19 protein-coding genes and 1 pseudogene are annotated in these 18,074 nt (G+C 65.3%); 18 read left to right on the forward strand and 2 right to left on the reverse strand.

Going from position 1 to position 18,074, the window contains the following annotated elements; all coding sequences use genetic code 11:
- Positions 1–6: 6 nt before the first annotated feature.
- Genes M3A49_RS23670 through M3A49_RS23685 form a run of 4 tightly spaced genes read left to right on the forward strand, consistent with a single transcriptional unit; the run spans position 7 to position 2,664 of the window.
- Positions 7–1,074: a maleylacetate reductase gene (locus M3A49_RS23670; protein WP_254353053.1), complete on the forward strand. Its 1,068-nt coding sequence runs from the start codon at positions 7–9 to the stop codon at positions 1,072–1,074.
- Between the two features lie 55 nt (positions 1,075–1,129).
- The gene (locus M3A49_RS23675; protein WP_266231267.1) at positions 1,130–2,002 is read left to right on the forward strand and encodes an intradiol ring-cleavage dioxygenase; all 873 of its coding nucleotides are present in this window, start codon (positions 1,130–1,132) and stop codon (positions 2,000–2,002) included.
- Positions 1,999–2,319 (forward strand): YciI family protein, encoded by a 321-nt coding sequence (locus M3A49_RS23680; protein WP_254353051.1) that lies wholly within the window; start codon positions 1,999–2,001, stop codon positions 2,317–2,319. Before M3A49_RS23675 ends, M3A49_RS23680 begins: the two co-directional genes overlap by 4 nt.
- A 3-nt stretch (positions 2,320–2,322) precedes the next feature.
- Positions 2,323–2,664, forward strand: a complete 342-nt coding sequence (locus M3A49_RS23685) for a Rieske (2Fe-2S) protein (RefSeq protein ID WP_254353050.1) — start codon at positions 2,323–2,325, stop codon at positions 2,662–2,664.
- A gap of 192 nt (positions 2,665–2,856) precedes the next feature.
- Here the strand turns inward: M3A49_RS23685 and M3A49_RS23690 are convergent, their stop codons facing one another.
- On the reverse strand, positions 2,857–3,306 hold the full coding sequence (locus M3A49_RS23690) for an ester cyclase (RefSeq protein ID WP_254353049.1): 450 nt from the start codon (positions 3,304–3,306) through the stop codon (positions 2,857–2,859).
- 243 nt (positions 3,307–3,549) lie between these two features.
- Here M3A49_RS23690 and M3A49_RS23695 point away from each other — a divergent pair, with 243 nt between their 5' ends.
- The 14 genes and pseudogenes from M3A49_RS23695 (at position 3,550) to M3A49_RS23760 (ending at position 16,311) form a co-directional block, all read left to right on the forward strand.
- Positions 3,550–4,275, forward strand: coding sequence for a 2OG-Fe(II) oxygenase (locus tag M3A49_RS23695; RefSeq protein ID WP_266231268.1), 726 nt, complete (start codon positions 3,550–3,552; stop codon positions 4,273–4,275).
- A gap of 27 nt (positions 4,276–4,302) precedes the next feature.
- Entirely contained in the window at positions 4,303–4,854 is a 552-nt protein-coding gene (locus M3A49_RS23700) for a methylated-DNA--[protein]-cysteine S-methyltransferase (protein ID WP_266231269.1), read from the forward strand.
- A 19-nt stretch (positions 4,855–4,873) separates the two neighbouring features.
- Positions 4,874–5,620 carry a 2OG-Fe(II) oxygenase gene (locus tag M3A49_RS23705; RefSeq protein WP_266231327.1) on the forward strand — a complete coding sequence of 249 codons (747 nt, stop codon included), beginning with the start codon at positions 4,874–4,876 and terminating at the stop codon, positions 5,618–5,620.
- A 293-nt stretch (positions 5,621–5,913) separates the two neighbouring features.
- Positions 5,914–6,000, forward strand: a pseudogene (locus M3A49_RS23710) (DUF969 domain-containing protein); the annotation flags it as partial.
- Positions 6,001–6,065: 65 nt separating this feature from the next.
- Positions 6,066–7,016: a DUF979 domain-containing protein gene (locus M3A49_RS23715; RefSeq protein ID WP_266231270.1), complete on the forward strand. Its 951-nt coding sequence runs from the start codon at positions 6,066–6,068 to the stop codon at positions 7,014–7,016.
- A gap of 10 nt (positions 7,017–7,026) precedes the next feature.
- Positions 7,027–8,049 (forward strand): DUF2891 domain-containing protein, encoded by a 1,023-nt coding sequence (locus M3A49_RS23720; RefSeq protein ID WP_266231271.1) that lies wholly within the window; start codon positions 7,027–7,029, stop codon positions 8,047–8,049.
- 171 nt (positions 8,050–8,220) lie between these two features.
- Positions 8,221–8,661 carry a CBS domain-containing protein gene (locus tag M3A49_RS23725; protein ID WP_254353044.1) on the forward strand — a complete coding sequence of 147 codons (441 nt, stop codon included), beginning with the start codon at positions 8,221–8,223 and terminating at the stop codon, positions 8,659–8,661.
- A 240-nt stretch (positions 8,662–8,901) separates the two neighbouring features.
- Positions 8,902–10,467: a methyl-accepting chemotaxis protein gene (locus tag M3A49_RS23730; protein ID WP_266231272.1), complete on the forward strand. Its 1,566-nt coding sequence runs from the start codon at positions 8,902–8,904 to the stop codon at positions 10,465–10,467.
- Between the two features lie 66 nt (positions 10,468–10,533).
- Positions 10,534–10,932 (forward strand): VOC family protein, encoded by a 399-nt coding sequence (locus M3A49_RS23735; protein ID WP_254353042.1) that lies wholly within the window; start codon positions 10,534–10,536, stop codon positions 10,930–10,932.
- 36 nt (positions 10,933–10,968) lie between these two features.
- Positions 10,969–11,223: a hypothetical protein gene (locus M3A49_RS23740; RefSeq protein ID WP_266231273.1), complete on the forward strand. Its 255-nt coding sequence runs from the start codon at positions 10,969–10,971 to the stop codon at positions 11,221–11,223.
- Positions 11,224–11,609: 386 nt separating this feature from the next.
- Entirely contained in the window at positions 11,610–12,875 is a 1,266-nt protein-coding gene (locus tag M3A49_RS23745) for an ABC transporter substrate-binding protein (RefSeq protein ID WP_266231328.1), read from the forward strand.
- Between the two features lie 93 nt (positions 12,876–12,968).
- Positions 12,969–13,844: a branched-chain amino acid ABC transporter permease gene (locus tag M3A49_RS23750; protein WP_028204494.1), complete on the forward strand. Its 876-nt coding sequence runs from the start codon at positions 12,969–12,971 to the stop codon at positions 13,842–13,844.
- 23 nt (positions 13,845–13,867) lie between these two features.
- Positions 13,868–14,794 carry a branched-chain amino acid ABC transporter permease gene (locus tag M3A49_RS23755; protein ID WP_254353039.1) on the forward strand — a complete coding sequence of 309 codons (927 nt, stop codon included), beginning with the start codon at positions 13,868–13,870 and terminating at the stop codon, positions 14,792–14,794.
- Complete coding sequence (locus M3A49_RS23760) at positions 14,791–16,311, forward strand: ATP-binding cassette domain-containing protein (RefSeq protein WP_266231274.1); 1,521 nt, start codon at positions 14,791–14,793, stop codon at positions 16,309–16,311. Before M3A49_RS23755 ends, M3A49_RS23760 begins: the two co-directional genes overlap by 4 nt.
- An 18-nt stretch (positions 16,312–16,329) precedes the next feature.
- On the opposite strand, the gene M3A49_RS23765 is transcribed toward M3A49_RS23760, so the two are convergent.
- A complete protein-coding gene (locus M3A49_RS23765; protein WP_266231275.1) occupies positions 16,330–18,072 on the reverse strand; it encodes a Na/Pi cotransporter family protein in 1,743 nt (580 codons plus the stop codon).
- Positions 18,073–18,074: the final 2 nt, after the last annotated feature.

Raw genomic sequence — 18,074 nt, forward strand, 5'->3', positions numbered from 1 at the left:
GTACGTATGGATCGCTTCGTTTATCAGGGCTTGCCGTCGCGCGTGGTGTTCGGCTGGGGCAACCTCGCGCGGCTGCCCGAAGAAGTGGACCGGCTCGGCGCGCGCCGCGCGTTGATCCTCTCGACGCCCGAGCAGCGGCCGCTCGCTGAAGAAGTCGCGCGCCTGCTCGGCGAGCGCGCCGCGGGCATCCATGCCGAAGCGGTCATGCACGTGCCGGTGGAGGTCGCGCGTGCCGCGCGCGAGAAGGCGGCGGCACTGGACGCGCAGTGCTGCGTGGCCGTGGGTGGCGGCTCGACCATCGGCCTTGGCAAGGCCATCGCGCTCGAATCGGCGCTGCCGATCGTCGCCGTGCCCACCACCTATGCGGGCTCAGAGATGACGCCCATCTATGGGCTCACCGAAGGGCGCCTGAAAAAGACCGGGCGCGACCTGCGTGTACTGCCGCGCACCGTGATCTACGACCCGTCGCTCACCGTCTCGCTACCCGCCGGCATTTCGGCGGCTTCGGGCGTAAACGCCATGGCGCACGCGGTGGAGGCACTCTATGCCGAGGACGCGAACCCGGTGATCAGCCTGATGGCCGAAGAATCGATTCGCGCGTTGGGCGAAGCGCTGCCGGTAGTCGTGCGTCGCCCGGACGACGCGGCGATGCGAAGCCGCGCGCTCTACGGCGCGTGGCTCGCGGGCAGTTGCCTCGCCGCTGTCGGCATGGCGCTGCATCACAAGCTCTGCCACACGCTCGGCGGCACCTTCAACCTGCCGCACGCGCAAACGCATGCGGTCATGCTGCCGCATACGGCGCACTACAACCACGCGGCCGCGCCAGAAGCGCTCGAGCGCGTGGCGCGTGCGCTCGGCGGCGCGCATGCGGACGAAGCCGGGCCACGGCTCTTTGCGTTGAATGAGTCGCTTGGCATGGCGCTGTCGCTCGAGGCAATCGGCATGCCCGAAGCGGGCCTCGACGAAGCGGCCGATCTCGCGTGCACGAATGCCTACCCCAATCCGCGACCGTTGGAGCGCGCGGCTATCCGTGCGCTGCTGCAACGGGCGTGGGAAGGCGCGGCGCCGCGCTAGTCGGGTTGCGCCACGCCGCGTGCGTGGCGCACACAACAATGGAAAGGAGACAACCATGTCGATACATGGCACCGAAGCCGAACGCGCCTTGACGGAACAGGTCGTGAGCCGCTTCGCGAACACACCCGACGCGCGCCTGCGCAAGCTGATGCAAAGCCTTGTGCGGCACTTGCACGCCTACGTGCGCGAAGTCGAGCCGACGGAGGCGGAGTGGTTCGCCGCGATTCGCTTCCTGACCGAGACGGGGCAGATGTGCGACGACGTCGTGCGCCAGGAATTCATCCTGCTTTCCGATACGCTGGGCGTCTCGATGCTCGTCGACGCGATCAATCACCGCTACGCTTCCGGCGCGACCGATACGACCGTGTTCGGCCCGTTCTACATCGACGGCATGCCGGAACGCGCCTATGGCGAGAACATGGCGTTCACGCCGGGTACGCCGGCGCTCGTGCATGGCCGCGTGCTGACGACCGACGGCCAGCCCGTGGCGAACGCGCTGCTCGACGTGTGGCAGACGGCGGACAACGGCATGTACTCGGGGCAGGACACCGAACAGCCGCACGGCAACCTGCGCGGCCGTTATCGCAGCGACGCCGAAGGCCGCTACGCGATCCGCACCATCGTGCCCGTGTGCTATCCCATTCCGACCGACGGCCCGGTGGGCCGCATGCTCAACGCCACGGGGCGGCATCCGTGGCGGCCCGCCCATCTGCACTTCATGATCACGGCGCCGGGCCACAGCACGCTCGTGACGCATCTGTTCAATCAGAACGACCCGTATCTGGATTCGGACGCGGTGTTCGGCGTGAAGCCCTCGCTGCTCGTCGATTATCGCGAGCACGCGGCGGACGGGGCGGCCGCGCAGCAGTTCGGCTTCGAGGGCGGCTTTTGCGAGGCGCGCTACGACTTCGCGCTGGAGCGCGCATGAGACCGCACACGCGTTACTACGCCGTATTCGCCACCGACAAGCCCGGCATGCGCGACGTCCGCGAGCGCGTACGTGCGGTGCATCGCACGTATCTGCGCGCGGCCTCGCAGCGCGGGGTGTTCGTGCGGCTGGGCGGTTCGACGCTCGCGCCGCATTGCGACGCGCTCAACGGCACGCTGCTCGTGATCGAGGCGGAAGGATACGACGACGTGATGCGCTTCGTCCGCGACGATCCCTATACGCTGGCAGGCTTGTTCGAACACGTCGAGATCCGTCCGTGGGACTGGAATCTTGGCAATCCTGAGCAAAGAGTGTGAGCCATGCTGACCGTGAGCCTGTGTTGCCTTGACGACGTGCCCGACGGCGGCGCGCGCGTGATCGACGCCGCGCTGGCGGGGCGGCCGGTCGTCGTCGTGCGGCGGGCCGGTGAAGTATGGGCGTACGCGAACCGCTGCCCGCACTTCTCGGTGCCGCTCGACTACGAGCCCGGCCGTGTGCCGACGTATCGCGCACAGGTGATCATGTGCGCGCATCACAGCGCGTTGTTTCGCTTCGAAGACGGGCAGTGCATCGAAGGCCCGTGCGCCGGCGCGAAGCTCGATGCCATTCCCGTGTGGCTCGACGCGCAGTCCAACGTCGTGGCGCATTGCGGCGGCGCCTGACTGTCTTCCACGCATGAGGGATCGATGCTCGCGCTGAGTCCGGCATCGGATTGGACATGGCGCAAGAACAGTGCGAGAAGTTCAGGCCGCAGCCCGTCGCCGCGCTGAGCGGCGAGCGCGTGAAGGGGGAGGAGCGGAGCAAGCGGTGACATGATTCGACTCCCTATGTGAGACGTTGCGTTGGTGGCGCGGTCAGGCCCGCTTGATGAGCCCGAGCTGCGTGAGCGCGGTTACGCCGTCGTCGAGCCCGATCTCCTCGACGATCCTGCCGTCTTTGAGGCGCAACACCGTCGTGCCGGTGAAATGCATCTTGCGGCCGCTCGCCGCCGGCAACGATCCCGCGAGAAAGTCCCCGAACGCCGGGCCCGAATGGGTCCCGCCGCCTTCCCACTGACCCACCACGAACTCGCCTTCGGCGATGAGGCCGGCGGCGCCCCAGAAGTTCAGATCGGGGAATGCCGCGCGAAAGCCGGTCATGAACGCCTTGATGTCCTCGCGGCCGCGGCGCGGCTCGTGCAGCGAATACTTGAGCAGCATGTCCGGCGCGGCTAGCTCGTCGACGACGCTGAGGTCGCAGGTTTCGCCCCAGAAACGCGTGAACCAGCGGCCAACGATCGCCTTGTTGTCCTCTTCCATCGACATGTTCGACTCCTTGCTGATCTCGATTCATGGCGAAGCAGGATTGCTCCGCCTGAAATGAACGATATCGACCGGCAACCCGCGTAGATACCCGTTTCTTGCCGTGACATTCGTGTGGCATTCACCCCGTGGCGCGCGCCGAATTAGAGCGCAACATTCGGATCGGAACGCGCGACTCGTAGGCGTATCGTTGGTCTGTAGACGAGATCGGCGAAAATGCCGCTTGCGAAAGGAGGGACACACGCGATGAAAACCGGAGCTATGCGGGCAGAGAAGCCGGGATCCGGAACATATGACTGGGTCGAGATCGAGCGATCGCTCGACACGCGCGGCTATGCCGTGCTGCCCCGCGTGCTCAGGCCCGAACAATGCGCGCAGCTTGCCGCCCTGTACGCGAGGGACGATGGCTTTCGCTCGCGCATCGTCATGGCGCGTCACAATTTCGGGCGCGGGGAATACAAGTACTTCGCGTATCCGCTGCCGTCGCTGCTTCAGCGGTTAAGGCATGCGCTCTATCCGTACCTCGCGCCTATCGCCAACCGCTGGAACGGGCAACTGGGGATCGACACGCAGTACCCGGCCGATCTCGACGCCTTTCTCGATCAATGTCACCGCGCGGGGCAAACGCGCCCGACACCGCTCATCCTCGCATACGGTCCGGGCGACTATAACTGCCTGCACCAGGACCTTTACGGCGGGCATGTGTTTCCGCTGCAGGTGGCGATGCTGCTCTCACGGCCCGGCGTCGACTTCGAGGGCGGCGAGTTCGTGATGACGCAGAGCGCGTCGAACGGTCAGTGTGCCGAAGTGATTCCGCTGGAGCAGGGCGACGCGGTGCTGTTCACCGTCAACCAGCGGCCGGCTGCGAACCGGCGCGGCGGCACGCGCCGGGTCGCCATGCGGCACGGCGTGAGCGTCGTGCGCAGCGGCAAGCGTCATACCGTCGGCCTGATTTTTCACGATTCATGTTAGCGCGCGCACGACGCGAAGGAACGCATCATGCAACTGTTTCTCAGCCATATCGAGTCGCCGCTCGGCGACCTCATGCTGGTGAGCGATGCGCAGCAGCGGCTGCACGCGCTCGAATTTTCCGATCACCGCTCGCGCCTGCATCGTGGTTTGCGCGGACGCCACGGCAGTGCCGAATTGATCGACGCCGCCGCGCCGGCTTCGATTGCCGACGCCATGACGCGCTATTTCTCGGGCGAATTGAACGCGCTCGATCCTCTTCCGGTCGTCATGGCGGGTTCGGACCTGGAAGAAAAGATTTGGGCCGCATTGCGCCGCATTCCGGCTGGCAGCACCACTAGTTACGGCAAGCTTGCGAAAGCGTTGGGATTCGAAGACCCGCGCGCGGCGATCGACATCGGCGCGGCGAACGGCGCGAATCCCATCGCGATCGTCGTGCCGTGCCATCGCGTGATTGCCAGCAATGGCGAGTTGAAGGGCTACGCCTGGGGCTTGCATCGCAAGCGCTGGCTGCTCGAACACGAGAAGGCGATTGCGGCCGCGTGCGAGGTTCCGCAGACGGCAACGCTCCCGGGTTTTTGATATGTCTATGTCCTCGCCCATGACTCTATCTGCCGACACATTCGATAAGCTGGATTGGAGCGCAATCGCCGCGCAACTGGACAGCGAAGGCTATGTGGTACTGCCTCGGCTAGCCGGCACGGAGGAAGCCCGCATGTTCGCGCGCGAGGCCCTTGCCTCGAACGCATTGCGCAGCGTTTCGCTGGATTCGCTCGATCTCGGCCGTGGCGATTTGCTGTATTTCGGCGCTGCTCTGTCGCAGCCATGGGCGCGATGGCGTGCGGACCTCTATCGTCAGTTGGCGCCCATCGCCAATCGATGGAACGAGATGCTTGGCATGCCTTATCGATTCCCGGCGGATCTGGATGCATTTCTGGAGCGCAACCGGCGAGCGGGGCAAACGCAGGCGCAGTCGCATCTGAACCAGCTAGGCACCGACGACTATCTGGCGCTCCATCAACGCAGTGAAGGTGAGCACGTATTTCCGCTGCAGGTGGTCGCCTTGCTCTCGGCGCCGGGGAAAGACTTCACGGGCGGCGAACTGGTACTGACGGAACAACGTCCGCGCATGCAGTCGCGCCCGACGGTCGTTCCGCTCGGCTTGGGCGATGCGGCGATCATCGCGGCGGCCCCGCGGCCATTCAAGGGCAGCAGCGCTTACTACCAGGTGAATCTCCGGCACGCCATCAGCCGCGTGCGCAGCGGCGAGCGCATTGGCGTCGAACTGTCGTTCCACGACGCGCCGCAAGCGGCAAACGATCAACGCGCATTCGATCTCGACACCTGATTCCTGCCGCGCAGTCGCGCTGAGGCGCGCGCAGGTCTGCAAATCCGTCGCAGCAGACGCAACTAACTGTCAAGCCCGCCAACCCCCGACCCGCGCCGCGCCACGGCGCGGCGGCATCGATTCGCCTTCATGCGATGCGCATCGCCCAGGGACTTCCCTCAAAAAGACTTTATCGACTATTTATCGATAAATCGTCGTGATAGATTCCCGGGCTGAATCGGGCGCAAGGGGGAAGCGCGCGCCCGCGCGGCCGTGTCCACGAGCCCGGCGGAAAGACATAAGGCGGAGGAGAGATGCTGGTTTTGATAGGGGTGCCGATCGTGGTGATCGGCTTCGCATTGCGCCTGAACGCGCTGCTCGTCGTGACCGCTCTCGGTGTGGGCGATTCCCACCGCGTGGGCGCGGCCAACGCGCAGCGCGCCGCAAGCCGTCAGGGAGCCGCATCGTGATCAAGCTCGAATCGCTCTATGTCGTCGCGGGCCTGATGTTCGCGTCGTTCGCCCTCTTCAACCTGCTCGACCGCGCGAGCCCGCGCCGCCTCATCAATTTCGTGTTCTGGGGCGTCTACGCTGTGACGTTCCTGTTCGGCGGCGTGCTGCCGCATTTCGTGATGGGGTGCCTCGCCATTGCGCTCGCCTTGATCGCGGGCTCGGGCAAGCTGGGCCGCAGCCCCGCGGGCAACGACAACGCCAAAGCCGAGGCGCACCGCGAGCGAGGGGCGCGGCGCTTCGGCAGCCGGCTCTTCATGCCGGCGCTCCTGATCCCGGTGGTGAGGCTCGTCGGCACGCTCACGCTCAAGTACGCGCGCTTCGTCGAAGCGAAGAACGTCACGCTCATCTCGCCAGTGATCGCCACGCTCGTTGCGTTCGGCGCGGCGCTCGTCATGTTGCGCGATTCGCCCGTGCAAGCGCTCAAGGGCGCGCGGCACACCATGGACGCCGTGGGCTGGGCCGCCATCCTGCCGCAGATGCTCGCGGCGCTCGGCGCGCTGTTCGCCGCGGCGGGCGTAGGCCACGTGGTGTCCGAGCTCGTCACGAACCGGATTCCCCAAAATTCGGCGTTCGCGGTCGTGGCCGCCTACACTTTCGGCATGGCCCTCTTTACGATGATCATGGGCAACGCGTTCGCCGCCTTTCCGGTGATGACCGCCGGCATCGGCCTGCCGTTGATCGTGCATCAGTTCCACGGCAACCCGGCGATTCCTGGCGCGATCGGCATGCTCTCGGGCTTCTGCGGCACGCTGATGACGCCGATGGCCGCGAACTTCGACATCGTCCCCGCGGCGTTGCTCGAATTGAGCGACAAGAACGGCGTGATCAAGGCGCAATGGCCGACCGCCGTGCTGCTGCTCGTCGTCAACACGCTGCTGATGTACGCCTTCGTTTTCCGGTTCTGATGAGCTCACAATGACCACATACCTCACCGCTGCCCATGCCTCGAAGTTCGCCTCGCTCGCGCTTGCCCACCTCACGCGCGAGTACCCGAACAAGCTGACTCACTCCCTCGACGGCCCGCAGGACGTGCAGGGCCCGCGCGCGCTGCACCCGGTCTTTTATGGCAGCTACGACTGGCATTCGTGCGTGCACGGCTACTGGCTCGTGCTGCATCTGCTGGAGCGCTTTCCCGGCCTGGCCGAGGGGCCGCAGATCGTCGCCGTGGTCGACGAGCACTTCACGCCGGAGAAGATGGCCGGTGAGATGGCCTACCTCACGCTCGCGCACAACCGCGGTTTCGAGCGCCCTTATGGCTGGGCGTGGCTGCTCGCGCTCGCGGCGCAGGTCGAGGCGCTGGTTGCGTCGATGAAGCTGCCGCAGGCCGCGCGCTGGCAGGCGGCGCTGGCGCCGCTCACCGACTGGTTCGTCGAGCGCTTCGAGGAATTCCTGCCGAAGGCGACCTATCCGTTGCGTGTGGGCACTCACTTCAATACAGCGTTCGCGCTCACGCTCGCGTACGACTTCGCGAAAGCCACGTCGCGTCCGGCGCTGGCGACGCTGATCGAAGACACCGCCACGCGCTGGCACGCGAACGACGCGGGCTGCCAGGCGTGGGAGCCGGGCGGCGACGAATTCCTCTCGCCCGCGTTGAGCGTGGCCTTGCTGATGAGCCGCGTCCTGCGCGCGCAGGATTTCGAGCCGTGGTTCACGCGCTTTTTGCCCAACCTCGCGGTGCAAGAGCCGGTCACGCTCTTTACGCCGGCCACCGTCACCGACCGCAGCGACGGCAAGATCGCCCACCTCGACGGGCTCAACCTGAGCCGCGCGTGGTGTCAGCGCTCACTTGCACGCGCATTGCCCGAGGGCGACGCCCGCGCGGCCGTCCTCAACGAGGCCGCGCAATTGCATCTGGCCAACGCGCTCGACCACGTGGCTGGGGACTATATGGGCGAGCACTGGCTCGCCACCTTTGCGACACTCGCGCTCGAAGCATGACAAAAGCATGAAACAGGTGGGGCGCGCCGTGTGCGCGTGCTCCACGCCGCTTTCCAGACTGAAGAATTACGCGCCCGCGGTCGATATAACGGGCTGAAGCCCCGAGCCGCCGCCGGAATCTGCTGCGCATCGGCCGGCTCGGGACGTCGAACCCATTCAGGTCTGGAAGGTATGCAAGTAGAGAAATTCATGACGAGCCGTGTCGTCACCATCGGTTTCGACGACACGCTCGCGACCGTGCGCGAGATCTTCGCGGAAGCGAGCTTTCACCATCTGCTCGTGGTCGAAGAGGGCAAGCTGCAGGGCGTCGTCTCCGATCGCGACCTGCTGCGCGCAATCAGCCCGTTCATCGACAGCGTGGTCGAATCCGCGCGCGACCTCGGCACGCTCAACAAGCGCGTGCACCAGATCATGAGCCGCAAGCCGCTCACGCTGCGGCCCGAGTCGAGCCTCTCCGACGCCGTGGCCCTCTTTCTCTCCAACAAGATTTCGTGCATCCCCATCGTGGATGCCGAATTTCGCCCCGTGGGCATCGTGAGCTGGCGCGACGTGCTGCGCTATCTCGTGCCGATGGACGAGGGCGAGGCGGGTGCAGCGCAAGCCAGCGCGTGATGCGGATTGACTCGCACACATGCCACATATTGGTCTGCATGACGAAGTGTGGCTAACGGTCGTACTTCTTTGCTGCGAACCATAAAGTTCGCAACCTCTCCTGCCGTTGTTATGTACTGGGCGCTTAATCAGCCTGAACGCCTGGGCTGCACTGGGCAAGCGCACCGGAACATTCGATGAAAGACGACTGGGACACGCGCGGCCTCCAGAGCCGCGCACCCCACGTAAGAGAGACCAGGAATGCTTCACAAGCTGTCGATACGCGCGAGCCTGACCCTGATGATCGCCTTCTTCGGCATCGTCCTGATTGTCGGCGCCGCCACAGGACTCCTGTCGATGCGAGCAGGCAACGAGTCGCTGCGCACCATGTACACCGTCGATACGCCGGCCGTGGCCGACCTCGAAGGCAGCGCCGGGCAGTTGCTGCGTCTGCGCCTCGCGCTCGCCACCAACGCATCGCTTTCCGATCTCGGCGACCATGATGCAGCGGACGCGGTGCTCAAGCGCTTCGACCAGTACCTGAAGAACTCGAACGAGCGTCTGGACCACTATCTGTCGATTGCGAGCGGAGAAGGCGAAGCGCAGGATCTCATCGCCGACATGCAGGCCAAGCGCAACAGCTTTCTGCGCGATGGCGTCGATCCGGCGCTGGCGGCACTCAAGGCCGGCGACAAGACTGCGTTCCAGGAACTGCAGGGCCACAAGCTGCCGACGCTCTACAGCAACTACGAGAAGGCGATGCTCGTGCTCGAGAAGCGCCAGATCGACCTCGGCGCGCAGCGCTACCAGGAAGCGCAGGACCGCTTCAATGCGGTGAGCATCGCGGTGGGCGTGGGCATGGTGCTCTCACTGCTGTTCGCGTGGATTGGCCGCGCGGCGCTCATGCGCGCGATCGTGCATCCCGTGGACGCGGCCATCGCGCAGTTCCAGCGCATCGCCGCCGGCGACCTGAGCGGCACGGTGCAGACGACGAGCAACAACGAAATGGGCCGCCTGCAGGCCGCGCTGCGGCAAATGCAGGATGCACTCATCAAGACGGTCAGCAGCGTGCGCGAAGGCGCGCTGTCGATCGACAAGGGCGTGAGCGAAATTGCCGCGGGCAATACGGATCTTTCGCAGCGCACCGAGGAGCAGGCTGCCTCGCTCGAGGAAACGGCGGCGAGCATCGAAGAGCTGACCTCCACCGTCAAGCAGACCGCCGAAAACGCACGCCAGGCCAGCACGCTCGCCCAGGGTGCTTCCGGCCTCGCGGCGCAGGGCGGCGCGCTCTCGCGCGAAGTGGTCGGCACGATGCAGGACATCGTGGGCGACTCGCGGCGCGTGGGCGAGATCGTCGGCGTGATCGAGGCCATTGCGTTCCAGACCAACATTCTCGCGCTCAACGCGGCGGTGGAAGCGGCGCGTGCGGGCGAGGAAGGGCGCGGCTTCGCGGTGGTGGCGAGCGAAGTGCGCTCGCTCGCGCAGCGCAGCGCCGCGGCAGCCAAGGAGATCAAGGAACTGATCGAGTCGTCGACCTCGCGCGTGGAGACCGGCGCGGGCCTCGTCGAGCGCTCGGGCTCGACGATGAGCGAAATCGTCGAAGCGATCGCGCGCGTCAGTGCGATCATGAACGAGATCGCATCGGCGGCTGCGGAGCAGAGCACGGGCATCGATCAGGTCAACGTCGCCGTTGGACAGATGGACCTCGTGACCCAGCAGAATGCGGCACTCGTCGAGCAGGCAACGGCCGCGGCTTCGTCGCTCGAAAACGAAGCGCACCGGCTCAACGCCGCGGTTTCGGTGTTCCGCACCGGTCGCGCGGAGTAACGCGCACGCTGCATGGTGTGTTCGCCGGTTATAGTCGTGCATTCACGACTGCGGACTTCCAGCACCATGCAGCTTCTCGATCACGTTTCGATCGGCGTGCCCGATCTCGACGCAGCGCGCCCCTTCTACGATGCGATCATGAATGCGTTGGGTGCGCTCAAGGTCTACGACCGCCCCAACGCGCTCGGCTACGGCGAGCGTTGCGACGCAGCCGAAACGCAGTCGTCGTATCTTTCCATCTATCTGGATGCCAGCGCCATCGAGCCGAACAAGCGGCACTGGTGCTTCAAGGCCGCTACACGCTCGCAGGTCGATGCGTTCCATGCAGCGGGTGTCGCGGCGGGCGGCCGCCCGGATGGCGATCCGGGCTTGCGGCCGCACTATCACGCCGACTATTACGCCGCCTTTCTCATCGATCCGGCCGGCAACCGGGTCGAGGCCGTGTGCCATACGGCATCGGCCTGAGTTTGCGCATCACGTCAGGCGTGGGAGATTGGCGAAATGACAGGCACTGGCAAATACTGGTTTCGAGCCAAACGTTATGGCTGGGGGTGGGGACTTCCGCTCACCTGGCAGGGTTGGCTGGTGCTGGCCGTGTATGTCCTGTCGATCTGTCTGGTCGCCGTTTTCTTTGAACCGCATGGGCATCCGTTCGCATTTGCGGGGCTCGTGATACTCGCCACGCTCGCGCTTTCGGCGGTCTGCTGGCTCAAGGGCGAGCCGCCTCGCTGGCGCTGGGGCAAGGAGCGCGAGTAAGCGTCTCGTTTCCAGGGGCGTAGTGTGCTGCTCAAGTTGTGCTGAAGGGGGGAGCCATGGCACATGGAAGCTGCAATCGTTCACCACCGAAGATCTGGCCGGCGGAGAAAAGACCGATCTGTTTGGCGCTAACCCTTGCGGCTACCTCAACTACGGCGCCGACAAGCGTGCGCGAGGTGCTGCGCGTTGTGTCCGCAGCCGCGCGGGGAACCGCATTTTCTTGCCGCTTTGCACCATGAAATCAGCACGTGATCAGTATGTTACCTGTCATCGTTTGTACCGATTGAGCGCGCAAAGGCTGGTGATACCGTTGTGGGCACATTCTTCAAAGCCGCAATGTAGCGGGCAGATGTTCCTCAGCGATCCTGGCGAATCGGAGATGCATGATGTCCAGTAACGGCGTGTGGCGAAACCTTCATCGCGTAGCGGCGACGGGTATGGTGGCAGCAGGGCTGGGCCTCGCGGCCGGCGCGCATGCCGCGGGGGACCCGATCAAGATCGGCGTGATCAGCGAGGAGTCCGCGGTGGCGGGCGCCTCGATCAGCAAGGCGGCGCAACTCGCCGCGGACGAGATCAACGCGAGCGGCGGCGTGGATGGCCGGCCCATCCAGATCATCGCGTATGACGACCACTCGTCGGCCTCGGACGGCGTGCGCGCGTTCCAACGCGCCGCGACCCAGGACAAGGTGGTCGCCGTGATCGGCAGCTATATCAGCGAAGTGGCGCTCGCCATGGAACCCTGGTCGGCGCGCCTGAAAATGCCCTTTATTACGCCGGGCGCTGCGAGCAACGATATTTCGAAGCACGTTCACGACGACTACGACCACTACAAGTACACGTTCCACGGCTGGATGACGTCGGCGTTCATCGCGCAGTCGATCTGTGATTTTTCACACGATATTCTCGTCGGCCAGTTCAAGATGAAGTCGACGGTCGTGATGAGCGAGGACGCGGCATGGACCAAGCCGCTCGACGAGCGCTTCTTGGAATGCCTGCCCAAGGCCGGTCTCAAGGTGCTGGATCATATCCGCTTCAATCCGGATACTTCGGACTTCACACCAATTTTCAACCAGATCGAGGCGAAGCACCCCGATACGATTACCACCGGCATCAGCCACGTGGGCGTGCAGCCGACGGTGCAATGGCACGATCAGCAGGTGCCGATCCCGATGTCGGGACAAAGCTCACAGGCCACGACCACGAGCTTCTGGAAGGACACGAACGGCGCGACGGAGGGCGTGATCACGGCTTCTGCTGCGGCGCCGGGCGTGGCGATCACGCCGAAGACGGTCCCCTTCGCGGATGCGTACCAGAAGAAGTTTGGCGTATCGCCTGCGTATTGCGGCTTCTCCACCTATGACCTCGTGTACATCCTCGCGGATGCGATCAAGCGCAACAAGGGCTCGACCGATCCGGACCAGATGGTCGCCGCGCTCGAGAAGACGGATTACGTAGGCACGATCGGGCGCTGGCAGTTCTACGGCAAGGACGACCAGTTCACGCACGCGCTGAAGTACGGCCCGGGCTACATCACCGGCATCAACCTGCAGTGGCAGGGCGGCAAGCAGATCGCGATCTGGCCCAAGTCCGTTGCGAACGGCAAGGTCAAGTTCCCGACCTTCATCAAGCTCCAGCAGGCTAGCGCGAACTAGCTTCGCGTAGTGCGTCGCGCCGTGCGGCCCTTCGTTTGACGATGGGCCGCACGGCGCATGTTGCGACAGACCAACCCACATGAAAGGCCGGACATGCTGCTCCTGCAGATCCTCATCGACGGCTTTGCCATCAGCTCGCTCTACGCGCTCGGCGCTATCGGCTTCACGCTGATTTTCGGCGTCTCCGGCATATTGAATCTCGCGCACGGCGGCGTGATGCTCGTCGCGGCGCTGATGGGCTGGATGCTCGCGGGCGAAGCGGGCCTCGGCACCTACCTCGGCACGCTGCTTGGCGTGGTCGCCGGTCTCGTCACGGCTTATGTCACCTATCTGATGGTGGTGCGGCCTATCCAGCGTTCCGCCGCGATTCCGGCCGAAGAGAAGGAAATCTTCGTGCTCACCGGCACCTTGCTGTGGGGCATCATGATCCAGCAGGGCATGGCCTGGCTGTTCACCGACAACCCCGTGACGATGCGCCCGCTCATCAGCGGCGTGGCGATGATCGGCAGCGTGCGCGTGCCGTTCAACGAGATCATGATCGCCGTGGTTTGCTGGGCAGTGATCGGCCTCCTGTGGCTGTTCGTGAATCGCACGCGCGCGGGCAAGGCGCTGCTCGCGGCCTCGATGAATCCGCGCGGCCTCACGCTGCTCGGCTTCGAACTCTCACGCATCTATCTACTCGCGTGGACCATCTACGGCGTGCTGGCGGGCATTGCAGGCGTGCTGCTGGCGTCGTTCCTCGGCGTGAGTACGAACAATGCCGGACAACTCACGGCGAGCGCGTTCTCCATCGTCGTGCTGGGTGGGCTCGGCAGCGTTTCAGGGTCGCTGATGGCCGCGTATGTGGTCGGCTATCTGGAGACCGTCACCGCGTATCTCGTCGCGCCGACGCTGCGGCCGCTTCCGGCGTTGCTGCTGCTGGTGCTCGTCGTGTATGTGCGGCCCCAGGGCTTCCTGGGCCGTCGCTAACCGAGCGAAGGGAGCACATCGACATGTCCGGTCTTCTTCGTTCGCGTGGGGTATGGGTGGCCGTGTTGCTCGCCGTCGCGGCGGCCACGCTGCCCTGGTGGATGTCGGGGTATATCCTCGGCGTGCTCACGGTCGCGTATTACTTCGGCGTGTTCGCGATGTCGTGGGATCTGCTGTTCGGCTTCGCCGGCGAGGTCAATTTCGGCCCGACGTTCCTGATTGGCCTCGGCGCCTATTCGGCGGCGATCATCGACGCCCATTGGGGTTTGCCGATTCCTGTTTGCGTGATTGCGGGCGGCCTCGTCGCGCTGGTGGGCGGCCTGCTGCTCGCGGTGCCCGCGCTGCGGCTGCGCGGCCCGTACTTCGGCCTCGTCACGCTCGTGGCGGTGCTGCTGCTGCAGAACGCCATCGTGATTTTCGCGGGCGTGACGGGCGGCGAGATCGGCATGATGGTGCCCGACGTGATGTCCGTCGACGCCAACCACAACTACTGGATCGCGCTGGCGTTTCTGGTGGTGTGCGCGATCCTGCTGTTCGGCCTCTCGCGCTCGGCAATCGGCCTCATCTTGCAGGCCAGCGGCCAGGACGCCACCGGTGCGCAGGCATTGGGCTTCAACGTCACGCGGCACAAGCTCGTGGCCTTTTGCATCAGCGCCGTGTTTTCGGGCGTGGCGGGCGCGATGCTCGTGTTCTATCAAGGCACGGCTTCTGTGAGCACGGTGGTGGACTTGAGCGTAGGGGTGCAAATCATCATCGCGGCCGTGCTCGGCGGACGCCGCACGATACTCGGCGCCGTGCTCGGATCGATCTTCCTGATCGTGGCCGGCGAGTTCCTGCGCCCGCTCGGCCAGCTCAATACGTTCGTCGTCGCGGCCGTGGCGCTCGCGGCGCTGCTGTTCTTTCCGGACGGCCTGCTCGGCAACTTGCTGCGTACGAAGGAACGCCAATGAACGAAACGCCGCTGCTCTCGGTGCGCGGGCTGACCAAGCGCTTTGGCGGTCTCGTCGCGGTGAAGGACATTGGCTTCGACATCCGGCCCGGCGAGATCCTGGGCCTGATCGGACCCAACGGGTCCGGCAAGTCGACCGTGATGAAGCTGATCATGGGCATCGAGCGGCCCAACGCGGGCTCGGTCAAGGTGAACGGCGTGGAGATGGCCGGCTGGGCGCCGCACCGCATTGCGCGCGCGGGCGTGGGCATCGTGTTCCAGCATTCGCGCCCGCTGCATCGGCAAACGGTGCTGGAGCACATCAAGCTCGCGCTGCTGCCGGACTCGCTCGTCAAGCTCGCGGCAGAGCCGCATGTGCATCAGCGCGCGCAGGAAATTGCCGCGCGCGTGGGTCTGGCCGGCGTCATGCGCCGGCATCCGGCTACGCTGCCGTTCGCGGACCTGCGCCGCATGGAAATGGCGAAGGCGATTGCGCGCGACCCGCAGGTCGTGCTCATCGATGAACCCTTCGCAGGACTCACGGTTGCCGAATCGGAGGCATTCTCCGAGCTGATTCGCGGTTTTCGCGCGGAGGGCCGCGCGGTGCTGCTGGTCGATCACAACGTCAAGAGCCTTTCAGCGCTCGCCGACCGGGTGCTCGCCATGTACCTTGGCGAGCACGTTGCCGAAGGCACGGCTGAAGAAGTGATGCAAAACGAAACGGTCCGCCGCGTGTATCTGGGCGGCAAGCTGGAGCTGCGTCAGCGCTCGAGCTTTGCGGGCGAGGCGAAGCGCGACATCCTCGAGGTCTCCGACCTGCGCGTGCTGTACGGCAAGGCATGCGCGCTCGACGGCGTGAGCCTCCACGTTCGCGAGGGCGAGTTCGTTTCGGTGGTCGGCCTCAACGGCGCGGGCAAGACCACGCTGTTCAACGCTCTTTCCGGCCTGCTGCCGTACAAGGGGACGATCCGCTTCGACGGGCGCGACCTGAAGGGCATGAGCGGGGCGGCCGTGTCGCGCGCGGGCCTCGTGCAATGCCCGGAAACGCGCGAACTGTTCGGCGACATGACGGTGCGCGAGAATCTCGAACTCGGCGGCTATCATCTATCGGACGAGGTGCGCAAGAAGCAGCTCACGTGGCTCTTCGACCTCTTTCCCATCCTCAAGTCGCGCCAGCGCCAAACCGCGCGCACGCTCTCGGGCGGCGAGCAGCAAATGCTGGCCATTGCGCGGGCGCTCATGCCCCAGCCCAGGCTGCTGATACTCGACGAGCCGACGCTCGGGCTCGCACCCGTGATCCTCGAACAGCTTTCGAAGGCGCTGGATGCGCTGCAGCAGTCCACGCCCATTACCGTGCTGCTGGGCGAGCAGAACGTTCGCTTCGCCCTGCCGCACGCGGATCGCGTTTATGTGCTGGAACATGCGCGCATCGTCTGGGAGGGGAGCGCTTCGCGTTTCGAGGCGGAGATGGGGCGCGGCTTTCTCGAAGCGGTGCCCACGAGCGCTCCTCACGCGCTGACCTCGGGCGCTACGCGTTGAAGGCCACGCACCGCGTCTTCACGCCTGGGTTTCAGCCGCGGTCTCAGCCACAGCCTCCGCGCTTTTCGGTTCCAGCATTTTCACGTCGTGCAGCCACCGCGTGGCCTTGGCGATCGCGCGGGAGAGCCGCGCCACCTCGTTCAACTGCTCTATCACGTCGTTGCCGAAGCGGAAAAGGAACGCCGCGCCCTCGCTGCGCAACTGCAGCGCGGACATGATGTGCTGGCGCGCCGAGTCGGACTGGCCTTCGATTTCCGGCTTGGCGTTGACGATGCTCGTCACGACGTCGGCCTCCGGGTGCGCGATCATCTGCACGGCAAGCGTGAAACGCTCGAGGACGGACCTGGCGAATTGCACCAGCTCGGGGTTGCTCGCCAACACGGTCACGTCCGCGCTTTGCGCGGCGCGCCTCTGGCTCAGCGCGAGCATGCTCGTGGTGGCCACTTCGCGGATGGCGTCGAGGCAGGTCGCAATCCGCGCGAGATCCACCAGTTGCCGCCCTTCGTCGTCGCTTTGCACGGCGTCGGAGAGCTTGCCGATATAGGTGAGTATGGCGGTGCTGAGCGAGTCCGCCGCCTTGTCCTCGATCGTCACCGAGGAAAGCGCCTGCGTGGAGCTTTCGACAAGGAGCCTGGCGCTATGCTCGACGAGAATCTGCACGAGCTTGCCGAGCGAAGCCAGTTCCAGTTGCACGCGGGCGATCGCGAGCGCCGGCATTTCGACCAGCGTTTCATCGAGGTAGCGCGGCACGCCGGGGTCCTGCCACCCTTCGCGCCGCGCCGGGGCCAGGCGTTCGGCGAGCTTCGCAATCGGCCCGGTGAACCAGATCAGCACGAGGGTACTGAACACGCTGAACACCGTGTGTGCATTGGCGGCCTGGCGCGGCGTTTCCGCCGCGAGGCGCGCAGCGCCGGTCAGCTCGGGCGCGGAAGGCGAGATCGTGCGCACGAAATCGGCGAACTGGGGAATCACAAAGGCGAAGAACAGCACCCCGAGCACGTTGAAGATCAGGTGAACGATACCGACTTGCGCCGCCTCCGCCGATTTGCCGATCGACGCGAGCAGCGCCGTGCCACAGGTGCCCACATTGGCGCCGAGTATCAGCGCAATGCCCGATTCGAGCGGAATCAGCCCCTGGCTGCCTAGCGCGATCACGATCGCGAGCGTGGCCGCCGAGCTTTGCACGATCGCCGTGAACACCGCGCCGATCACGATGCCGATGAGCGGATTGCGCATGTTCTGCATCGCGTCGATGAACGGCTGGTAATCGCGCAGCGGACGGGTCGCGTTGCCCATCATCTCGATGCCGAGAAACAGCAGGCCGAGGCCGAGCAGCGCGCCGCCCAGCTCGCGCAGCGTTTCGCGCTTCGCGAAGCCATAGAGCAGGAAGCCGCCGCCGAGCATGAACGGCGTGAGCGCGGAGATATTGAACGCGATGATCTGCGCGGTGAGCGTCGAGCCGATATTGGCGCCCATGATCATCGGGATGGACTGCATCAGCGTCATGAGCCGCGCGGAAACGAAGCCCACCAGCAGCACCGTGGTGATGGTCGACGAATTCAGCAGCGCAGTGATGCCCGCGCCCGCCAGCACGCCGCGAAACCGGTTGGCGGTGAGCGAACCCAGCAGCGATTGCAGGCGCGCGCCGGCAATCGTTTTGAGCGCCCCCGTCATCAGATCCAGCCCGAACAGGAACAGGGCGAGCCCGCCCACCAGCAATCCGGTCACCTCGACCAGGTTCAGGTTCGCACCAGGCAGCATGG

It is taken from the genome of Paraburkholderia sp. CNPSo 3076, from assembly GCF_026343935.1.
Classification (GTDB): domain Bacteria; phylum Pseudomonadota; class Gammaproteobacteria; order Burkholderiales; family Burkholderiaceae; genus Paraburkholderia; species Paraburkholderia nodosa.

Excerpts from the sequence above, each read along its gene's own strand:
- M3A49_RS23705 (WP_266231327.1), top strand. The coding sequence starts at position 4,874 with ATGACTCTATCTGCCGACACATTCGATAAGCTGGATTGGAGCGCAATC.
- M3A49_RS23670 (WP_254353053.1), top strand. The coding sequence starts at position 7 with ATGGATCGCTTCGTTTATCAGGGCTTGCCGTCGCGCGTGGTGTTCGGC.
- M3A49_RS23725 (WP_254353044.1), top strand. The coding sequence starts at position 8,221 with ATGCAAGTAGAGAAATTCATGACGAGCCGTGTCGTCACCATCGGTTTC.
- M3A49_RS23740 (WP_266231273.1), top strand. The coding sequence starts at position 10,969 with ATGACAGGCACTGGCAAATACTGGTTTCGAGCCAAACGTTATGGCTGG.
- M3A49_RS23690 (WP_254353049.1), bottom strand. The coding sequence starts at position 3,306 with ATGTCGATGGAAGAGGACAACAAGGCGATCGTTGGCCGCTGGTTCACG.
- M3A49_RS23675 (WP_266231267.1), top strand. The coding sequence starts at position 1,130 with ATGTCGATACATGGCACCGAAGCCGAACGCGCCTTGACGGAACAGGTC.
- M3A49_RS23760 (WP_266231274.1), top strand. The coding sequence starts at position 14,791 with ATGAACGAAACGCCGCTGCTCTCGGTGCGCGGGCTGACCAAGCGCTTT.
- M3A49_RS23695 (WP_266231268.1), top strand. The coding sequence starts at position 3,550 with ATGAAAACCGGAGCTATGCGGGCAGAGAAGCCGGGATCCGGAACATAT.
- M3A49_RS23745 (WP_266231328.1), top strand. The coding sequence starts at position 11,610 with ATGTCCAGTAACGGCGTGTGGCGAAACCTTCATCGCGTAGCGGCGACG.
- M3A49_RS23720 (WP_266231271.1), top strand. The coding sequence starts at position 7,027 with ATGACCACATACCTCACCGCTGCCCATGCCTCGAAGTTCGCCTCGCTC.
- M3A49_RS23685 (WP_254353050.1), top strand. The coding sequence starts at position 2,323 with ATGCTGACCGTGAGCCTGTGTTGCCTTGACGACGTGCCCGACGGCGGC.
- M3A49_RS23680 (WP_254353051.1), top strand. The coding sequence starts at position 1,999 with ATGAGACCGCACACGCGTTACTACGCCGTATTCGCCACCGACAAGCCC.
- M3A49_RS23750 (WP_028204494.1), top strand. The coding sequence starts at position 12,969 with ATGCTGCTCCTGCAGATCCTCATCGACGGCTTTGCCATCAGCTCGCTC.
- M3A49_RS23755 (WP_254353039.1), top strand. The coding sequence starts at position 13,868 with ATGTCCGGTCTTCTTCGTTCGCGTGGGGTATGGGTGGCCGTGTTGCTC.
- M3A49_RS23765 (WP_266231275.1), bottom strand. The coding sequence starts at position 18,072 with ATGCTGCCTGGTGCGAACCTGAACCTGGTCGAGGTGACCGGATTGCTG.
- M3A49_RS23700 (WP_266231269.1), top strand. The coding sequence starts at position 4,303 with ATGCAACTGTTTCTCAGCCATATCGAGTCGCCGCTCGGCGACCTCATG.
- M3A49_RS23735 (WP_254353042.1), top strand. The coding sequence starts at position 10,534 with ATGCAGCTTCTCGATCACGTTTCGATCGGCGTGCCCGATCTCGACGCA.
- M3A49_RS23730 (WP_266231272.1), top strand. The coding sequence starts at position 8,902 with ATGCTTCACAAGCTGTCGATACGCGCGAGCCTGACCCTGATGATCGCC.